This window comes from Shinella sp. GW835-FHT14H05, from assembly GCF_058793575.1.
This window is the reverse complement of sequence record NZ_JBXAFY010000001.1, coordinates 1,387,844-1,404,872: the sequence shown is the minus strand read 5'-3', so window position 1 is coordinate 1,404,872 and position 17,029 is coordinate 1,387,844. Positions and strand designations below refer to the sequence as shown.

The 17,029-nt window shown below is 64.0% G+C and carries 17 protein-coding genes; 11 read left to right on the top strand and 6 right to left on the bottom strand.

Annotated elements, in window-relative coordinates; all coding sequences use genetic code 11:
- The first annotated feature begins 16 nt into the window (after positions 1 to 16).
- Complete coding sequence (locus AC1Q6Z_RS06860) at positions 17 to 481, top strand: Lrp/AsnC family transcriptional regulator (protein ID WP_492647155.1); 465 nt, start codon at positions 17 to 19, stop codon at positions 479 to 481.
- 50 nt (positions 482 to 531) lie between these two features.
- Here the strand turns inward: AC1Q6Z_RS06860 and AC1Q6Z_RS06855 are convergent, their stop codons facing one another.
- The gene (locus AC1Q6Z_RS06855) at positions 532 to 1,440 is read right to left on the bottom strand and encodes a LysR family transcriptional regulator (RefSeq protein WP_492647154.1); all 909 of its coding nucleotides are present in this window, start codon (positions 1,438 to 1,440) and stop codon (positions 532 to 534) included.
- 129 nt (positions 1,441 to 1,569) lie between these two features.
- Here AC1Q6Z_RS06855 and AC1Q6Z_RS06850 point away from each other — a divergent pair, with 129 nt between their 5' ends.
- The 4 genes from AC1Q6Z_RS06850 (at position 1,570) to AC1Q6Z_RS06835 (ending at position 4,425) form a co-directional block, all read left to right on the top strand.
- On the top strand, positions 1,570 to 2,049 hold the full coding sequence (locus tag AC1Q6Z_RS06850) for a carboxymuconolactone decarboxylase family protein (RefSeq protein ID WP_492647153.1): 480 nt from the start codon (positions 1,570 to 1,572) through the stop codon (positions 2,047 to 2,049).
- Positions 2,050 to 2,114: 65 nt separating this feature from the next.
- Entirely contained in the window at positions 2,115 to 2,867 is a 753-nt protein-coding gene (locus tag AC1Q6Z_RS06845; protein ID WP_492647152.1) for an SDR family oxidoreductase, read from the top strand.
- Positions 2,868 to 2,922: 55 nt separating this feature from the next.
- Positions 2,923 to 3,333: a cupin domain-containing protein gene (locus tag AC1Q6Z_RS06840; RefSeq protein WP_492647151.1), complete on the top strand. Its 411-nt coding sequence runs from the start codon at positions 2,923 to 2,925 to the stop codon at positions 3,331 to 3,333.
- Positions 3,334 to 3,741: 408 nt separating this feature from the next.
- On the top strand, positions 3,742 to 4,425 hold the full coding sequence (locus AC1Q6Z_RS06835; RefSeq protein ID WP_492647150.1) for a hypothetical protein: 684 nt from the start codon (positions 3,742 to 3,744) through the stop codon (positions 4,423 to 4,425).
- Between the two features lie 10 nt (positions 4,426 to 4,435).
- On the opposite strand, the gene cckA is transcribed toward AC1Q6Z_RS06835, so the two are convergent.
- Positions 4,436 to 7,030, bottom strand: coding sequence for a cell cycle histidine kinase CckA (gene cckA, locus AC1Q6Z_RS06830; protein WP_492647263.1), 2,595 nt, complete (start codon positions 7,028 to 7,030; stop codon positions 4,436 to 4,438).
- A 305-nt stretch (positions 7,031 to 7,335) separates the two neighbouring features.
- Here cckA and AC1Q6Z_RS06825 point away from each other — a divergent pair, with 305 nt between their 5' ends.
- On the top strand, positions 7,336 to 8,343 hold the full coding sequence (locus AC1Q6Z_RS06825; RefSeq protein WP_492647149.1) for a flagellar biosynthetic protein FliO: 1,008 nt from the start codon (positions 7,336 to 7,338) through the stop codon (positions 8,341 to 8,343).
- A 167-nt stretch (positions 8,344 to 8,510) separates the two neighbouring features.
- On the opposite strand, the gene dksA is transcribed toward AC1Q6Z_RS06825, so the two are convergent.
- Positions 8,511 to 8,930 carry an RNA polymerase-binding protein DksA gene (gene dksA, locus AC1Q6Z_RS06820; RefSeq protein WP_256115660.1) on the bottom strand — a complete coding sequence of 140 codons (420 nt, stop codon included), beginning with the start codon at positions 8,928 to 8,930 and terminating at the stop codon, positions 8,511 to 8,513.
- Positions 8,931 to 9,293: 363 nt separating this feature from the next.
- Between dksA and AC1Q6Z_RS06815 the strand changes: the two genes are divergently transcribed.
- The 5 genes from AC1Q6Z_RS06815 (at position 9,294) to AC1Q6Z_RS06795 (ending at position 15,164) form a co-directional block, all read left to right on the top strand.
- Positions 9,294 to 11,264 carry a putative bifunctional diguanylate cyclase/phosphodiesterase gene (locus tag AC1Q6Z_RS06815; RefSeq protein WP_492647148.1) on the top strand — a complete coding sequence of 657 codons (1,971 nt, stop codon included), beginning with the start codon at positions 9,294 to 9,296 and terminating at the stop codon, positions 11,262 to 11,264.
- A gap of 73 nt (positions 11,265 to 11,337) precedes the next feature.
- On the top strand, positions 11,338 to 11,862 hold the full coding sequence (locus AC1Q6Z_RS06810) for a SixA phosphatase family protein (RefSeq protein ID WP_439627366.1): 525 nt from the start codon (positions 11,338 to 11,340) through the stop codon (positions 11,860 to 11,862).
- 67 nt (positions 11,863 to 11,929) lie between these two features.
- The gene (locus AC1Q6Z_RS06805; RefSeq protein WP_492647147.1) at positions 11,930 to 13,405 is read left to right on the top strand and encodes a YcjX family GTP-binding protein; all 1,476 of its coding nucleotides are present in this window, start codon (positions 11,930 to 11,932) and stop codon (positions 13,403 to 13,405) included.
- The gene (locus tag AC1Q6Z_RS06800; RefSeq protein WP_492647146.1) at positions 13,402 to 14,460 is read left to right on the top strand and encodes a YcjF family protein; all 1,059 of its coding nucleotides are present in this window, start codon (positions 13,402 to 13,404) and stop codon (positions 14,458 to 14,460) included. The genes AC1Q6Z_RS06805 and AC1Q6Z_RS06800 overlap by 4 nt, the downstream gene beginning before the upstream one ends.
- A 155-nt stretch (positions 14,461 to 14,615) precedes the next feature.
- Positions 14,616 to 15,164 (top strand): hypothetical protein, encoded by a 549-nt coding sequence (locus tag AC1Q6Z_RS06795; RefSeq protein WP_492647145.1) that lies wholly within the window; start codon positions 14,616 to 14,618, stop codon positions 15,162 to 15,164.
- On the opposite strand, the gene folK is transcribed toward AC1Q6Z_RS06795, so the two are convergent.
- Genes folK through folP form a run of 3 tightly spaced genes read right to left on the bottom strand, consistent with a single transcriptional unit; the run spans position 15,157 to position 16,929 of the window.
- The gene (gene folK / locus AC1Q6Z_RS06790) at positions 15,157 to 15,675 is read right to left on the bottom strand and encodes a 2-amino-4-hydroxy-6-hydroxymethyldihydropteridine diphosphokinase (protein ID WP_492647144.1); all 519 of its coding nucleotides are present in this window, start codon (positions 15,673 to 15,675) and stop codon (positions 15,157 to 15,159) included. The two genes, AC1Q6Z_RS06795 and folK, sit on opposite strands and share 8 nt — an antisense overlap.
- Positions 15,665 to 16,033, bottom strand: coding sequence for a dihydroneopterin aldolase (gene folB / locus AC1Q6Z_RS06785; protein ID WP_023512200.1), 369 nt, complete (start codon positions 16,031 to 16,033; stop codon positions 15,665 to 15,667). The genes folK and folB overlap by 11 nt, the downstream gene beginning before the upstream one ends.
- On the bottom strand, positions 16,030 to 16,929 hold the full coding sequence (folP, locus tag AC1Q6Z_RS06780) for a dihydropteroate synthase (RefSeq protein WP_492647143.1): 900 nt from the start codon (positions 16,927 to 16,929) through the stop codon (positions 16,030 to 16,032). Before folP ends, folB begins: the two co-directional genes overlap by 4 nt.
- Between the last annotated feature and the right edge of the window lie 100 nt (positions 16,930 to 17,029).

Here is a 17,029-nt window from a genome sequence, read left to right as displayed (position 1 = left end):
GTTTGGGGACCCATTCGTGCGCCTTGATGCCTTCGACCGAAAAATCCTCGCGATCCTGCAGCAGGACAACACGACGCCGCAGCGCACCATAGGCGAGGCCGTCAATCTCTCTGCACCCGCCGTCCAGCGCCGGATCAAGCGCATGACCGAAGAGGGCGTTATCCGGGCGAATGTCGCCGTCGTCGATCCGATCGCCCTGGGGCAATCCATCACCATCTTCGTGGAGGTGGAGGTGATCAGCGAGACGGCGGCGCAGATCGAGGCGGCCAAGCGGGAGTTCGCCGCCGCCCCGGAAATCCAGCAGTGCTACTATGTCACCGGCGAAGCCGACTTCATCCTCGTCGTCGTCGTTCCGGCGATGGCCGACTACGAAGCCCTGACCCGCCGCTTGTTCTTCGGCAACAACAATGTCAAACGCTTCCGCACCTTCGTTGCGATGGATCGCGTGAAGTTGGGCCTGGGCGTCCCGGTCGAGGGCTAGGCGCCCGGCCGCATCTCATTGCTTTCATCACGCCGCACTTGCCGCCAGGCCTAGACATCAGATGCGCGCATCAGGGGATCGTCGTGAACCGCCTCGGCCAGGAATTCCAGCACCACCTTCGTGCGCAGCGGCATGTTGCGCCGTGAGGGATAGACCACGCTGATCGGCAGTCGCGTGGGCCGGAAATCCGGCATGACCTCGACAAGCCTGCCGCTTTGCATGTCCGGCAGGGCGAGAATGTGCGAGAGCACCGAGAGGCCTGCGCCCGCGACCGTTGCGCGATGAACCGCGACGGCATTGTGCGCGATCAGCCGCGGCGTGATGCGAACCGCGACATCACACGCCCCATCGGAAAAGGACCAGGCGCGATTGTCGCCCGCCCGCCGGTAGCAGATGCAGGCGTGGTCGGTGAGGTCTTCGAGCACGGTCGGGGGACAGCACGTCGCCAGATAGGCCGGAGAGGCGACGAGAAACGCCGTCGTCCATCCGATCCGCCGACAGATCAGGCCATTGTCCGACACCGGGCCGATCCGCACCTCAAGATCGATCCCGTCCTGCACCAGATCGGAGGCGTCCTCCTTGAAGATCAGCTCGACCGAAAGCCCGGGATGGCGCGCGAGCAGGCTTTCCACCCGGTCGGCGAGAAAGAGCCCGAGCGGCGCCGGGACGCTGAGTTTCACATTCCCCATCGCCGTTGTGGCATCCTCACCGAAGCTGTCGCCAAGCTCGTCCACGGCTTCCAGCACGCGCAGCGCCATCGGGATGATGCGCTCCCCCTCTGCCGTCAGGGCCAGCGCGCTGGTCGTGCGGTGGAGAAGGCGGACGTTGAGACGCGCCTCCAGGGCGGAAATCTGCCGCGATACCGCCGGCTGCGTCAGGTGGAGATCCTGCGCAGCGGCCGAGAAGGAAGAGGTCTCCGCCACACGCAGGAACGTGCGCAACGCCGATACGATATCCATCGCCCGCCTCATACTCTTCGACATAAGACTTATGCGCGGAGCTCATGCCGTTTCGGCTTTACAGTCCAGCAATTAAGGATATCTTGTATCCATAAGGATATTAAACATCCTTAATTAAGGAGAGCGAATATGACCCAACGCCTGAACTACGCCCAGCACTCCCCCGAACTGTTCAAGAAGATTTCCGATCTGAGCATGGCGCTCGCGGGCAGCGTCATCGAACAGAAGATCCGCGACCTGGTGAACATCCGGGCCTCGCAGATGAATGGCTGCGCCTTCTGCCTCGACATGCATGTGAAGGAAGCCAAGATTCACGGCGAAAGCGAACTGCGCGTCCATCACGTCGCCATCTGGCGCGAATCGACCCTTTTCATCCCGCGTGAGCGCGCGGCGCTTGCCTGGACCGAAGCCCTGACGAAGCTGCCCGAGGGTGGCATTCCGGACGAGCTTTACGAGCGCGTGCGCGGTCAGCTTTCCGAGAAGGAAATTTCCGACCTCACCTTCGCGATCATGGCGATCAACGCCTGGAACCGCGCCAGCATCGCCTTCAAGTCCGTGCCGGGCTCGGCCGACAAGGTCTACGGCCTCGACAAGGCCGGCCTCAGCTAATCCGCAGCGATCATCACGAACACTGGAACCGTGGCGCTACCCAGCGCCGCGAAGGGAGACCTATCATGAAAATCGTCATCATCGGCGGCACCGGCCTCATCGGCTCGAAGACCGTGGACCGCCTGCGCAAAAATGGCCACGAGGTCATCGCCGCCTCGCCCAACACCGGCGTCAACACGATCACCGGCGAAGGCCTGGCCGAAGCGCTTGCCGGCGCTGACGTCGTGCTCGACCTCGCGAACTCCCCCTCCTTCGCCGACGCGGATGTGATGGCGTTCTTCGAGACCTCCGGGCGCAACCTCCTTGCCGCCGAAAAGGTGGCGGGCGTGAAGCATCATATCGCGCTCTCCGTCGTCGGCACGGAGCGCTTGCAGGAAAGCGGCTATTTCCGCGCCAAGCTCGCGCAGGAAAAGCTGATCAAGGCGTCCGGCATTCCCTATACGATTGTGCATTCGACGCAGTTCATGGAGTTCGTCAGCGGCATCGCGCAGTCGGGAACGGTCGGCGATACCGTCCATCTCTCCGCCGCTTACGTTCAGCCGATCGCCTCGGACGACGTGGCGGATGCGATGGCCGACGTGGCGCAGGCCGCGCCGATCAACGGCACAATCGAAATCGCCGGCCCGGAGCGCTTTCGGCTTCACGAACTGGTCGCGCTCTACCTCCAGGCCATGAGCGATCCTCGCAAGGTCGCCGCCGACCCCGAAGCCCGGTATTTCGGCGCCAGGCTTGAAGACGGCTCGCTCGTCTCGGACGACAGCCCGCGCCTTGGCAAAAGCACCTTCAAGCAGTGGTTCGCCACCTCGCCGCGCCGGTAACCGCGTGCCGCCATGGTGCGGCACGCCCTTCCTTCCAACCATCAGGAGCACTCAGATGACCAGAATATCCCTCCTCTTCGCAGCACTTGCCGCCGCGATCGCCATCGCCAGCCCTTCGCTCGCCAGCGAGGCCGCGAAGGTAACGCTCGTCTACGAACACGAGCTGCCGAACGTGCCGGGCAAGAGCATCCGCGGCGTGCTGGTCGAATACGGGCCGGGCGGCTTTTCCGAAGGCCACACCCACCCAACCTCGGCTTTCATCTATGCGACCGTGCTCGAAGGCGCGATCCGCAGCCAGGTCAATGACGGCCCCGTCAAGGTCTACAAGGCGGGCGAGAACTTTTCCGAACTGCCCGGCGACCGCCACGGCGTCAGCGCCAATGACAGCACGACGAACCCCGCCAAGCTGCTCGCGGTCTTTGTGGTCGATACGGCGGAGAAGGAACTCGTCTATCCGATGAAATGAGGCTTTCCGGGCGGCGGGCTCCACAATTGAGGCCGCCATCGGCCGCGCACTCGACAATGCGGAGCACGCCGAAATCGTCTGCAATGAGCGAATCAACCGGATTCAACTGATTCGCGGCGATGAGAGAACGAATTATGAACCCCGGCAGGGTACCGGGGTATTTTTTGAGTTGAAACTAAAAGCAGTAAAATATTTTGCTCGGCAATCTTACAATTACTCAATCAAAGGTTGCTAAAATTATCTCGGAGCAATCCTAAGAAAATCCTCAAGAAATGCCAAAAAACTACAATCTTTCGCACATTTTTGCAACTTGGCGATCCACTAACTCGCCTTAGGTTGTATTTTTGATTTACGGACAACCCCAAAATAGTACCTACCCTTGCGAGCATGTCTCAAAGGGAGGAAATCATGAGGCGTGGGGGCAAACGGACAATCGGCGACAGGTGGAAAATTCATAAAGCGGAAACGGGTTGGCACTGGGAACATAGAGCGGCAAATGGGCACCTGATCGGGGCCTCGATCAAAGTCTATGCCAGCCGTCGCTCCTGCATTCAAAATGCGATCAGCAATGGGCTGCAAATGCACCACAGCATTGAAGGGTTTGTGGAGGAAAGACATCACGTCCCGCTAAAGAGGCGATGCCGATCTGGTACGCGCCGAAAGCAGGGGAATCGGCTGAAAGACATGCGGACGAATTGCGATCGGGTACCCCCGGTTTATTGGCCCAAACCGAAACGGGAACGTCACACTACAGGCTTTCGGGAACCGTGCTATGCGCCTGGCTTCCATTCCAAACCTGCGCGACGGATCTGCGTCTATATTTTGGAATCGAGCCGCAACGGAGCGCTCTACGTTCGTGTCGCGCACGATCTGACGAGCCACGCTCTAGGGTGGCCCGATAGTCGTATTTCCGATGTCATGTCGGTCGACGGCGCGACAAGGATCGTATGGTTCGAGTTTCACAACACCATAGAAGAAGCCGTCGCGCGCCAGGAATCGATCAGGAACTTGCCGCGTCAGTGCAAGATAAATCTCATCGAGGCGGCGAATCCGAACTGGATGGATCTCTCGGGGCATTTGCGCAGAAAGTGATGCGCAAGCATCACGCGTCCAGCATCTCCCGCACCGCTTCCGCAAGCTGCTTCAACGAGAACGGTTTTGGCAGGAAGCCGAATTTGGCGTCGGCGGGGAGGTTGCGGGCGAAGGCGTCTTCGGCGTAGCCGGAGACGAAGATGAACTTCATGTCGGGATAGCCTTTGCGCAATTCGCGCAGCAGCGTCGGGCCGTCCATTTCGGGCATCACGACGTCGGAGACGACGATGTCGACGGCGCCGTTCAGCTCTTCCATGATGTCGAGCGCTTCGACGCCGGAGCCGGCCTCGTGCACGGTATAGCCGCGGGTTTCTAGCATGCGTTTTCCGCCGCGGCGCACCGCCTCCTCGTCCTCGACGAGCAACACGACCGCCGAGCCGCCGGTAAGGTCGCGCGGTTCCTTCTCCACGGCAGGCACGGCTGCGACCGGCTGCTTTTCGCCGGCCTGCAGGGCGGTCGCATCAACCGGCAGTTCTTCCTCGGTGTGGCGCGGCATGAGGATGCGGAAGGTCGTGCCCTTGCCGACTTCGGAATCGAGATAGATGTAGCCGCCGGACTGCTTGACGATGCCGTAGACCATGGAGAGGCCGAGACCCGTGCCCTTGCCGACTTCCTTGGTGGTGAAGAAGGGCTCGAAAATCTTGTCGATGATTTCCGGCGGAATGCCGGTGCCCTGATCGGCGACCTCGACTTCCACATAGTCGCCCTCCGGCAGGTCGCGCAGATTGCGGGCGGCAGCCTCCTCGGCCTCCACGTTGCGAGTGCGGAAGGTGATCGTGCCGCCCTCCGGCATCGCGTCGCGCGCATTGACGGCAAGATTGATCAGCACCTGCTCGAACTGGCCGAGATCGGTCTTCACCGCCCAGAGGTCGCGGCCATATTCGACCTCGATCTTGACATTCGTGCCGGTCATGCGGTCGACGAGCATGCGCAGGTCGCCGATGACGTCGGTGAGGTTGAGCACGGTCGGGCGCATCGTCTGCTTTCGCGAGAATGCGAGTAGCTGGCGCACCAGCACGGCGGCGCGGTTGGCGTTGCGCTTGATCTCCATGAGATCGGCGAAGCTCGCATCCGACGGGCGGGCGGAGAGCAGCAGGTGGTCGGAGGACAGCAGGATCGCCGTCAGCACATTGTTGAAATCGTGCGCGATGCCGCCGGCGAGCGTGCCGACCGCATTCATCTTCTGCGTCTGCGCCATCTGGGTTTCGAGCGCCTTCTGCTCGGTGCTCTCGACGGCATAGACGATGGCCGCCTCTTCCGGCGCCTCGTCGCTCTGGTCGATGACGGCGTTCACATAGAAGCGGAAATGCCGTGTGTCGTCGGCCGGGTGCAGCGAATCGAGCGGCGCGATGTCGCCCTGCCGGTCCTTCGCCGCATCGAGCGCCGATTGCAGCCGCAGCCGGTCCGTCTCGTGCACGATGGTTTCGAGCTTGGCGCCGCGGTCGATATCGTCGCGCGAGACGACGGTGGAAAAGAGTTTCAGGAACGGCGCGTTGGTGCGCAGGATCCGGCCGTTGCCATCGACGGAGGCGATCGCCATCGGCGTGTTGTTGAAGAAGCGCGTGAAGCGCATCGAGGCGATCGAGGCGGACTGGTCGCCTTCGCCGCCTTCTTCGCGGGCGAGCACGATGGTGCGGCTTTCGCCCGGCGCGCCGTCACGCATCGAGGTGACGCGGTGCACGATGCGCACGGGAAGGCTCTGGCCATTCGTCTTGCGCAGGTCGAGATCGAGCATCTCGGTGCGCTTCAGGCCGGGCTCGGCCTGCACGGACTGGATGAGCGCCAGCCCCTCGCCCGCCACGACATCGGCGATGGAGAGCGCGCCCGGATGGAATTTTGCGAGATCGATGCCGAGCCATTCGGCAAGCGTGGCGTTCAGGTAGACGATCTCGCCCTTGCGGCCAGCGGAGAAGAAGCCGGCGGGCGCATGGTCGAGATAGTCGATCGCGTTCTGCAATTCCTTGAAGAAGCGCTCCTGGTCGTCGCGCTCGGAGGTGATGTTGGAGACCTGCCAGATATAGAGCGGCTGCTTGGCCTTTTCGCGGTTCGGCAGCACGCGGGCCTTGAGGCGATACCACTGCGCGCCGGAACCGTTGGCGGCAGACGGGTTGAGCGGCTTCTGGACGCGGAATTCCTCCGCCCCCTCCTTGCCCTCGTGCAGGCCGTTCGTCAGGCGGTAGACGGCCTCGGTGGCGTCGCGGTTGCGCGACAGCAGCGTTTCGAGCGTCTGCACCTCCGCCTCGCCGTTTGCCCCCGTCAGCGCGCCATAGGCGGCATTGGCATAGACGATGCGGCCCTTGCGGTCGGTGATGACGGTGCCGTCCGGGTGCGAATCGAGGAAGGCGCGGGCGAGATCGTCGGAGCGCGTCGCCTGCGGCATGATCTCGATGAAGCCGATCAGCGCCGAGACGACGAAGAAGATGCCGGCCATGGCGAGCACGCCGAGAACGCCGAGCACGAGCTCGTTGTCGAGCTGGTTCTTGAACACGATGAACGCGCCGGCCGAGGCCGCGAGCACGATCGCCAGCAGCACGACGCGAAGCGCCACCGCCGGCCGCACACCGCGGTCCACGATCGGCAGATTGTCCTCGCCCGGCCGCTTCATCGTCGTCATCAATCCCTCGTCTGCATCCGTCCGGCCTTGCGCTTGGCCGGGACCCGATGCGAGAATCATGTTTATCCGCACGAGGGAAGCGCAAAAAGCCATCGAGGGGAAGCAAGGCCGCGAATTCACAGGGAATATTCCCGGCTCAAACATCGCAATTTTCGTAACCTGCCATACTTACGCGACGATGACGACGGCATTCGGTGCTGGACAAGCGCGGCGAAGCGCTTGTAGGACCCCGTAAAAAGCCGTCAAATACAGCAATCTGCCCAAAAAGGGCAAATGCCCGAAGGAGTGACCGCGCCATGTTCCAGGAGATTCTCGCAGAGAACGGCACGAAGTTCGTCATCGCCGCCGTGGTGGTGCTGCTCGGCCTGCTCTGCCTTGCACTGGTGCTGTGGATCATCCGGGGCCGTCCCTCCTCGCCCTTCATTCGCGGCGGGCGCAACCGCACGCCGCGGCTTGCCGTGCTCGATGCCGCGGCGATCGACACGCGCCGCCGCCTCGTGCTGGTGCGCCGCGACGACGTGGAACATCTCCTGATGATCGGCGGCCCGACCGACATCGTCATCGAAACCCGCATCGCGACCGCCTCGACCGAAACCGCCCAGCCCGCCGACAAGGCTACCCTGCCCGTCGAAAAGGCGGTGCAGACCATCGAACGCGCCGAACCCGTGACCGCCCTGCGCGAGACGCCGGTCAAGCTCGTCGAGACCGCTGCCGCCGCACGCTCGGCAGCCGCGTCCTCCAGCGCAGCCACCACGACGACGGGCGCCGTCGAACGCCGCGCGGTTGCAACGCCGGAAGGCGTCTCCGCCATGGCCAAGGTGCTCTATGCCGGCGACGACGAGGGTGCCGCACGCGCCGTGCCGGTGCGCACCGTCACCCAGCCGGTGACGACGAACCAGCAGGCGCAGGCGAATGCCGAGCAGCGCTCGTCGGAACGCCGCATCGAGGATGTGCTGGAACAGAGCCGCCAGCGCGTGCTGAGCCCGCAATCCGTAGCGACGACGAACGCCCAGGCCACCACCGGCCTGGGGATGCAGCGCCCGGTGACGACCCCCGTGCTCGCCAAGCCGACGACCAACATCGCCGACAATCCGGCGCTCGTCAGCGAATTCGAAAAGATCCTCGAGGCCGAAATGGCCAGCAACGCCGCAGCGAGCAGCGCCGCCCGCACGACCGCCCAGCCCACCTCGAACCCCACGCAGACCGCAGCGATGAGCGGACAGGCGAGCGCCAAGAGCCGCGAGGAGACCGAAGCCGAAATGGCCCGCCTGCTCGGCGAAATCGCCGCCAACCGCAAGGCCTGAGTCAACTTACGTTGCGTGAGGACAGAAAAAAGCCGTTGGAAGGGATGCTTCCAACGGCTTCAATTTTTGGCCCTCTCGATGCCGCGCAGTAAAAAAGCTGCCGGCACCGGAGATCTCCGGTGTTCGATCGTCGTCAACGCCGCCTGCGGAAATCCCGCAGAAAACGCTCACTCGTCGCGATACACCTTTTCCCGACGCTCGTGGCGCTCCTGCGCCTCGATCGAAAGCGTGGCGATCGGTCGGGCGTCGAGACGCTTGAGGCCGATCGGCTCGCCCGTTTCCTCGCAATAGCCGTAGGTGCCTTCGTCGAGACGTTGCAGCGCCGCATCGATCTTGGAGATCAGCTTGCGCTGGCGGTCGCGTGCCCGAAGTTCAATGGCACGATCGGTTTCCGAAGAAGCCCGATCCGCGAGGTCCGGATGATTTGCGCTTTCTTCTGCCAGGTGGTCGAGGGTTTCGCGCGCTTCGCGCAGGATGTCGTTTTTCCAGGCGTTCAGCTTCGCTCGGAAGTAAGCCCGCTGGTTGGCACTCATGAATTCATCGTCCTCATTGAGGACGAGATTGCTAAGATCGATCTTCTCACTCAACGCGATTCTCCTGAAGAACATCTCAAGGCGCGCTGTATATCCCCACGGGTTGCGTGATTCAAGCCTGCCGGGACTTACCCACGGATTTTCGCGCCTGCCTTTGTTTTGAACCTTGCCAGACTAATATTTCATCAAGATTACAACGAGATGGCAAAACCGGCCGGTAAAGGCCCGCAAACCATTCCGCACTCGGGGGCTTCAATGGCCCGCCCGCCATGCCATCCTGCCGCAAATATAGGCACAAGCATTCGGTATACGAGGAAGAGTAGGACAATTTTCTTTCGCGAAACTGTCTCGCCTGTGGATTCAGACTTATTTTAGCAACTCGTGCTTTTCTTCCCGTAAGGGCAGGAGCACGCATTGATGTTCAGCAGGGCAAAGGCCGTTCTCACGATCGAATCCGGCAATCCGGAACTCGTACAGGCGCAGCTTGCCGCTTTTACGAAGCAGGTGCCGCTGCTTTACTTCATGCTGGTCACCAATACCGTTGCCCTCACGGTCACGCATTTCCAGGCAGCACCCGCCCTTCTCACCCTTTATATTCCGTCCATGCTCTACGCCGTCAGCGTGTTCCGCCTGGTGCACTGGTGGTTCAGTCGCAACCGGACCTATACGCATGAGGAAGCGACCGGACGGCTGCGCTCGACCTATCGGTTGACCGCGCTGCTCGGCGCCGGCTTCTGCGCCTGGTCGCTCAGCCTGTTTTCCTACGGCGATGCCTACCAGCAGTCCCATGTCGCCTTCTACATCGCCAACACGGTGATCGGCTGCATCTTCTGCCTGATGCATCTGCGCGCCGCGGCGCTCGCGCTGACGGCGATCGTGCTCGGGCCGTTCACGATATTCTTCGGCACCTCGGGCAACCCGGTCTTCACGGCACTGGCGCTCAACGTCGCGCTCGTCACCGTCGCCATGGTGTTCATCCTGCTCACCTATTACCGGGATTTCGGCGCGCTCATCCAGTCGCAGAAGGATCTGACCGAGCGTCAGGCGGAAACCCAGCGGCTCAGCGACGAAAACCATCGCCTTGCCAATCTCGACAGCCTGACCAACCTGCCGAACCGCCGCCAGTTCCGCGCCGAGCTGGAAAAGCGGATCACCGAGGCGGAGAAGAACGGCGCCGGCCTCGCCCTCGGCCTCATCGACCTCGACGGCTTCAAGCCGGTCAACGACGCGTTCGGCCATGGCATTGGCGACAAGCTGCTGATCGAAGTGGGCGAGCGACTTTCCGGCTTTTCCGGCGACGGCGTGTTTCCCGCCCGGCTCGGCGGCGATGAATTTGGCATCGTCTTCGAGGGCAGCCCCTGCCCCGACCGGCTGCACGGACTGGGCGAAGAGATCTGCGCGGCACTCCAGGAACCCTATGTCTTCAACGGCCAGACGGCGCGGGTTTCCGGATCGCTCGGCATCTCGATCCTCGGCGACGCCGGCACGACGGCCGATCGGCTGTTCGACCGCGCCGATTTCGCCCTCTACCTCGCCAAGCAGAATTTTCGCGGCACGGCGGTGGTCTTCTCCGCGGAGCATGAGGCAGAGATCAACGAGCAGGGCCGCATCCAGCAGGCGCTGCGCGCCGCAGACTTCGAAAGCGAAATGTACCTCGTCTTCCAGCCGATGGTCGACGCGGACAATAACGGCATCTCCGCCTATGAGGCACTCGCCCGCTGGGAGAGCCCCACGCTCGGCCCCGTCGCGCCAGCCGTCTTCATCCGCGCTGCCGAACGCGCCGGCATCATCGGCCGCCTGACCGAGGCGTTGATGCGCAAGGCGCTTGTGGCGGCGAAAAGCTGGCCGGACCACATCCGCCTCTCCGTCAACCTGTCGACCCGCGACGTCGTGTCCAACAAGACCGTCGACAACCTGCTCGACATCATCGCCGAAAGCGGCGTCGATCCCGCCCGCCTTGACATCGAGGTGACGGAAACCGCCGTCATGCGCAATTTCGCACTGGCCGCCGAAAACATCCGCCGCCTTGCCGAGCGCGGCATCGGCATCGCGCTCGACGATTTCGGCACGGGCCACTCCAGCCTCAGCTACGTGCACAAGCTGCCGCTCACCAAGATAAAGATCGACCGCGGCTTCATCGTCGACATCGCGACGAACGAACTCAGCCGCAGCATCGTCAAGACCATCGTCGACCTGTCGCGCAATATCGGCTGCGTCTGCGTCGTCGAGGGCATGGAAACCCACGAGCAGATGGTGGCGCTCCGGGCGCTCGGCTGCCGCATGATGCAGGGTTATTACTTCGCAAGGCCGCAGCGGCTGGAAGACACGCTCGCCTACCGGGCGGTTTCCGACACGATCGTGAATGATCCCATTCGCAAAACCGGTTGATCTTTCCGGCGAGGAAAGACATGAAGTCGCAAGCGGCGCGGATCATCGGCCGCGAGGCGGATGGAGGACAGACTTGGCATCTCTCGGTACGCCGGCATTCCGGCTCTATCTGCTTCGCCACGCCCGCGCCGCCTGGGCCGAGCCCGGCCAGTCGGATTTCGACCGCTCGCTCGACGATGACGGCTTTGCCGAAGCCGAGGTGATCGCCGAGGAAGCCGCCGACCAGGGCTACAAGCCGGCCCTCATCTTTTCCTCGACCGCGGCGCGCTGCCGGCAGACCGCCGAACCGTTCCACCGCTCGGTCAGCCAGGATTTGACGATCGAGCATGTCGACCAACTCTATTCCGGCACGATCGACGCCTATGCCGAACTCGCCTTCGCCAGCCGCCAGGAAAACTCGGTGATGATCGTCGGCCACAATCCGATGATCGAGGAATTCTTCCACCGCCTCGTCGGCAAGGAGATCGCGGAGGCCGCCGCCCCGTTCGGCTACCCGACTGCGGGCCTCGCCATCCTCGATTTCGACGAGCGGCCGAGCGAGGATGCCTATGCCGGAGCCTGCCTTGCCGGCTTCATGACGCCGCGGCCGGCGCGCTGATCATAGGGCAACCTCTTTTCCCGCCGGATTTCGTTTCCTATATCGCCTTCGATGCTGGAAAGAGACCTTGCCCCCTAGCCTGACCACCCTTACCGACGAAGCCCTGCTCGCGCTCGACGCCTTGACCGGCCGCGCCACCAATCTCGTCAACCCGTCGATCCGCCTCGGCGTGACGGGTCTGTCGCGCGCCGGCAAGACGGTGTTCATCTCCTCGCTCGTGCACAATCTGCTGAACGGCGGCCGCCTGCCGCTGTTCGAGGCCGGCCGTTCGGGCCGCGTGTCGAAAATCCGGCTGGAGCCGCAGCCGGACGACGCGGTGCCGCGCTTCCAGTACGAGGACCATATCCGCGCGCTGGTCGCCGATCGTGTCTGGCCGGATTCGACGCGCGCCATCTCGCAGCTGCGCATCACGCTGGACTACGAGAGCGCCTCCGGCTGGGGCCGGCTGTTCTCGCCCGGCAAGCTGTCGATCGACATTGTCGATTATCCCGGCGAATGGCTGCTCGACCTGCCGCTGCTGGCGCAGGATTTTCGCACCTTCAGCGAAAACACCGTGGCGCTCGCCGGCTCGGGCATCCGCGCGGAGCTGGCGCGCGACTGGCTGGCGCTGTCGGCCACGGTCGATCCTGCCGCGAGCGGAGAGGAGGCAACCGCCCGCTCGCTCGCCGACGCCTTCACCGCCTATCTCAAGGCCTGCAAATCCGACGAACGCTCGCTCTCGACGCTGCCGCCCGGCCGCTTCCTGATGCCCGGCGATCTCGAAGGTTCGCCCGCGCTCACCTTCGCGCCGCTGGCGAACCTTCCCAAGGGCAGCCCCGCCAAGGGCTCGCTGCATGCGATGATGGAACGGCGCTACGAGGCCTACAAGACGCATGTGGTGCGCCCGTTCTTCCGCGAGCATTTCGCCCGGCTCGACCGGCAGATCGTGCTGATCGACGCGCTGCAAGCGATCAACCGCGGTGCGGAGGCTGTGCACGACCTGGAGCGCGCGCTCGGCGACGTGCTCGACTGTTTTCGCGCCGGCTCCAACAACTTTCTTTCGTCTTTCGTGACGCGCCGCATCGACCGTATCGTGATTGCCGCCACCAAGGCCGATCACCTGCACCATGAGAGCCATGCGCGGCTGGAAGCGGTCACCCGGCGGCTCGTCGAACGGGCAATCGAGCGCATCGGCATGAGCGGCGCCGGCATCGAGGTGATGGCGCTCGCCTCCGTGCGCGCCACCCGCGAGGCAACCGTTCCGCATGACGGACAGGTGCTGCCGGTCATCGTCGGCACGCCGATGGCGGGCGAGCGGATCAATGGCGAGGTCTTCGACGGTGAACACAAAACAGCGATATTTCCCGGGGACTTACCGGAGAATCCTGATTCACTTTTCAAAGCGCTTGATGCCGCTCCCGAAGGCGAGCCGCCGCATCTCCTCAACTTCGTGCGCTTCCGCCCGCCGCATATCGAGGAGACCGGCGGCAGCCTGAAATTGTCCGTGCCGCACATCCGGCTCGACCGGGCGCTGCAATATCTGATCGGAGACCGGCTCGCATGAACGACCGTCCGCGCAAGCCCGCCGCCTTCTCGCTGCCCGCCGATGCCAAGCCGGAACGTGCCAAACCCCGCGCGCCCGCCGCCTTTGACGAGGCCGTCCGGCTGACGCCGGATGCCGAAGATCCCTTCATCGCGACGACGGCCGACGTGCCGGAGTTGATCCCGCCGGTCGCCACCCCGCGCCGGCGCCGCCTGACGCTCGGCCGTGTCGCCTTCGGCGCGCTCGGCCTGCTCATCTCGCTCGCGATCGGTCTCTGGGTCGATTCGCTGATCCGCGATCTGTTCAGTCGCAACGACTGGCTCGGTTATCTCGCGATCGGTGCCGCGACCGTCGCCGTCCTCGCGGTGCTTGGCCTCGTGCTGCGCGAACTGATCGGCCTGCGACGGCTTGCGGCCGTGCAGGATTTGAAGCGCGACGTGGTCGACGCCACCCTGTCGCCGACTCCTTCGGTCGGCCGCGCCATCGTTGCCCGGCTGGTGCATCTGCTCTCCGCCCGCCCCCAGACGGCGCGCGGCCGGGCACGGCTTGCCGAGACGGAGGGCGACATCATCGACGCCGCCCATCTGGTCGACCTCGCCGAGCGCGAACTGATGGCACCGCTCGACCGCGAGGCGCGCGCGCTGATTCTCGGCGCCGCAAAGCGCGTCTCCATCGTCACGGCGGTGAGCCCCCGCGCGCTGGTCGATCTCGGCTACGTCATCTACGAAAGCAGCCGGCTGGTGCGCGGCATGGCCGAACTCTACGGCGGAAGGCCCGGAAAGATCGGCATGCTGCGCCTGATGCGCGACGTCATCGCCCACCTCGCCGTCACCGGTTCCATCGCCATGGGCGACAGCCTGGTGCAGCAGGTGCTGGGCCATGGGCTCGCCTCGAAACTCTCAGCCCGGCTCGGTGAAGGCGTCATCAACGGGCTGATGACCGCGCGGATCGGCATCGCCGCGATGGACCTCTGCCGCCCGATGCCCTTCCGCGCGCTGAAACGGCCCGGCATCGGCGATTTCATCGGCGATCTGACGCCGGGCACCGGGAGCAGCCGGCGCGACGAGCCGCTGTAGAATTGTGGAGTAGCGGCAACACCCCGGTTTTCCGGGGGTGCGATCCGATCAAATGACGAAGGGCAAGGCGGTCGGAAACCGTCCATTAACCATTTTCGCGCAAATCTCATCGCACAACAGCAGGCCAGATGGCCGTCGCCCATCAAGGATCGTTCATGTTTTCGCGCACCTCTTTGATCGCCCGCGCCTCCGTAGCGGCCTTCCTCGCAGCCACCACCTTCGCTCTGCCGGCATCCGCCGGATCGCGCGACAAGGCCTTCTTTGAACAGGTCACCGGCAACTGGCAGGGCAAGGGCGAAATCGTCGCCGGCAAGTACAAGGGCACAAAATTCTCCTGCGACCTGACGGGCGACACGGCACCCGCCAAGGGCGCCGGCATCCAGCTCGACGGCTTCTGCCGCGTCGGCGTCTTCAAGCAGCCGATGTCGGCGCTGATCAGCAAGGCGGGCAGCACCTACAAGGGCAAGTTCCTCGACGGCGCGGCGGGCAAGGGCCTCGACATCACCTCGGGCCAGGTCAACGGCAACAAGGTCGTCATGGGCATCAACCGCCAGAAGCTGAACGGCGCGATGATCGCGCGCCTCGAAAGCGACAACAAGCTGAACATCACCATCTCGGTGAAGGTCGAAAACAAGATGATCCCGGTCATCGGCGTCTCGCTCGACCGCAACCTCGACGACATCGCCGTCGGTTCGATCAAGTAATCTTCCACCATTCGGCGCCGGCGCTCGCCGGCTCGATGCCCGCGACATCCGCATCCTTCAGCCAGGATTCGACCGTGCGCCCCTGCACCTCCAGCTTGGGTGCCACGTCGGCGAGCGGCATCAGCACGAAACCGCGGCCCGTCATGCGCGGATGCGGCAGTTCCAGCCGCCCGCCGGATTGCGCGACCCCCTCGAACGTCAGAACGTCGATATCGATGGTGCGCGGACCCCAGCGCTCCTTGCGCTCACGCTTCATGTCACGCTCGATGCCAAGGCAGGTATCGAGCAGCGGCTCGGGCGCCAGCAGCGTCTCGACCAGCGCGCAGGCGTTGAAGAACCAGTCCTGGTCCGTCTTGCCCCAGGGCGGCGTGCGGTAGAGCCTGGATACGGCCGTGACACGGCAATCGGGCCGCGCATCGAGCGCCTGGAGCGCCTGCGCCATCGCCCGCACCGGATCACCGATATTGCCGCCGAGGCCGAGCGAGGCCTGGCGGAAGGGTTCAGACGGCATGGTCGACCGTGACCTGCACATAGTCGAGCACGCCCGGCACCGGCGCATTCGGCTTGCGCACCGTGATGCGGGCGCGCGAAATCTGCGGGAAGCGGGCACAGAGCACGGTGGCGATCTCCTGCGCCAGGGCCTCGATCAGGTAGCGGCGCTGGCCGGTGACGATCTTCTCGATCTCCTGGAAGGCCACGCCATAGTCGACGGTCGATTCGATCGCGTCGTCGGAAAGCGGGCGCAGCGGCCGCACCTCCAGCTCCGCATCGACGAAGAATCGCTGGCCTAAAAATTCTTCCGCATCGTGCAGGCCGTGGCGGGCGAAGAAGGCGCAGTTCTTGAGCGTGATCGTGTAGGTGGTGGTCATGATCTTTCCTGTCTGGCCGGTTCTGCGGCGCGCGCCTCGCGCGCCTTCACCGTGCGCCCTGCGGCAAGCATAGCATCGGCAATGGCGAGCGCATCCCTGTTGATTGCGACATCGTGCACCCTGAAGACCGCAGCCCCCGCGACCCGCAACAGCGCCGTCGTCGCGGCGGTGCCGACATCCCTGTCGGCCGCATCGCGCCCCGTGACCGCGCCGACGAAGCGTTTTCGCGAGGTGCCGGCGAGCATAGGCAGCGCAAAACCGTAAAGCTCGCCGAAACGCGCCATCAGTTCGAGATTTTCGTCGGTATCCTTGGCAAAGCCGAAGCCCGGATCGAGCACCATTGCCTCGCGCGCCACGCCGGCCTCGCGGGCGATCTCCAGCGAGCGGCCGAGGAAGAGATACTGGTCCTCCACCACATCCGGCCGTTTTTCGCGGTTGCGGCCCGTATGCATGATGCAGAGGCCGGCGCCGGTTTCCGCGGCTACCCGGGCAATGTCGTGCTCGCGTTGCAGGCCGTGCACGTCGTTGACGATATGCGCGCCGGCGGCGACCGCAAGCCGCGCGGTTTCGGCGCGAAAGGTGTCGACAGACAGGATGGCGTCGGTGGTGGCGGCCAGCGCCTCGATGACCGGGAGGATGCGATCCTGCTCCTCGGCCGCCGTCACGGGGGCAGCACCCGGCCTCGTCGATTCGCCGCCGATATCGACGATTTCGGCGCCCTGTTCCAGACAGAGGATCGCCTGCGCCACCGCGGCGTCCGCGCTGTCGAATTTTCCGCCGTCGGAAAAGGAATCGGGCGTCACGTTGACGATCGCCATCAGGATGCCGCGCGGGCCGAGTTCCAGAAACCGGTCATGGGCGAGCGCCCAACGGAAGGGATCGAACGGCGAGAACATGGCAGTTTCCTTCCGCAATTAACCAGCGCCGGGGAAAGAGTGTTGCGCTTGCCGAGCCTATGCCCCAAGCTTAAGGGAAGTTCAACCGGCGCCGTCCGCC

Bases quoted from the DNA above. Each gene is read 5' to 3' on its own strand.
- AC1Q6Z_RS06855 (WP_492647154.1), bottom strand. From the start codon at position 1,440: ATGGATATCGTATCGGCGTTGCGCACGTTCCTGCGTGTGGCGGAGACC.
- AC1Q6Z_RS06850 (WP_492647153.1), top strand. From the start codon at position 1,570: ATGACCCAACGCCTGAACTACGCCCAGCACTCCCCCGAACTGTTCAAG.
- AC1Q6Z_RS06845 (WP_492647152.1), top strand. From the start codon at position 2,115: ATGAAAATCGTCATCATCGGCGGCACCGGCCTCATCGGCTCGAAGACC.
- AC1Q6Z_RS06840 (WP_492647151.1), top strand. From the start codon at position 2,923: ATGACCAGAATATCCCTCCTCTTCGCAGCACTTGCCGCCGCGATCGCC.
- AC1Q6Z_RS06835 (WP_492647150.1), top strand. From the start codon at position 3,742: ATGAGGCGTGGGGGCAAACGGACAATCGGCGACAGGTGGAAAATTCAT.
- cckA (WP_492647263.1), bottom strand. From the start codon at position 7,030: ATGAAGCGGCCGGGCGAGGACAATCTGCCGATCGTGGACCGCGGTGTG.
- AC1Q6Z_RS06825 (WP_492647149.1), top strand. From the start codon at position 7,336: ATGTTCCAGGAGATTCTCGCAGAGAACGGCACGAAGTTCGTCATCGCC.
- AC1Q6Z_RS06815 (WP_492647148.1), top strand. From the start codon at position 9,294: ATGTTCAGCAGGGCAAAGGCCGTTCTCACGATCGAATCCGGCAATCCG.
- AC1Q6Z_RS06800 (WP_492647146.1), top strand. From the start codon at position 13,402: ATGAACGACCGTCCGCGCAAGCCCGCCGCCTTCTCGCTGCCCGCCGAT.
- AC1Q6Z_RS06795 (WP_492647145.1), top strand. From the start codon at position 14,616: ATGTTTTCGCGCACCTCTTTGATCGCCCGCGCCTCCGTAGCGGCCTTC.
- folK (WP_492647144.1), bottom strand. From the start codon at position 15,675: ATGCCGTCTGAACCCTTCCGCCAGGCCTCGCTCGGCCTCGGCGGCAAT.
- folB (WP_023512200.1), bottom strand. From the start codon at position 16,033: ATGACCACCACCTACACGATCACGCTCAAGAACTGCGCCTTCTTCGCC.
- folP (WP_492647143.1), bottom strand. From the start codon at position 16,929: ATGTTCTCGCCGTTCGATCCCTTCCGTTGGGCGCTCGCCCATGACCGG.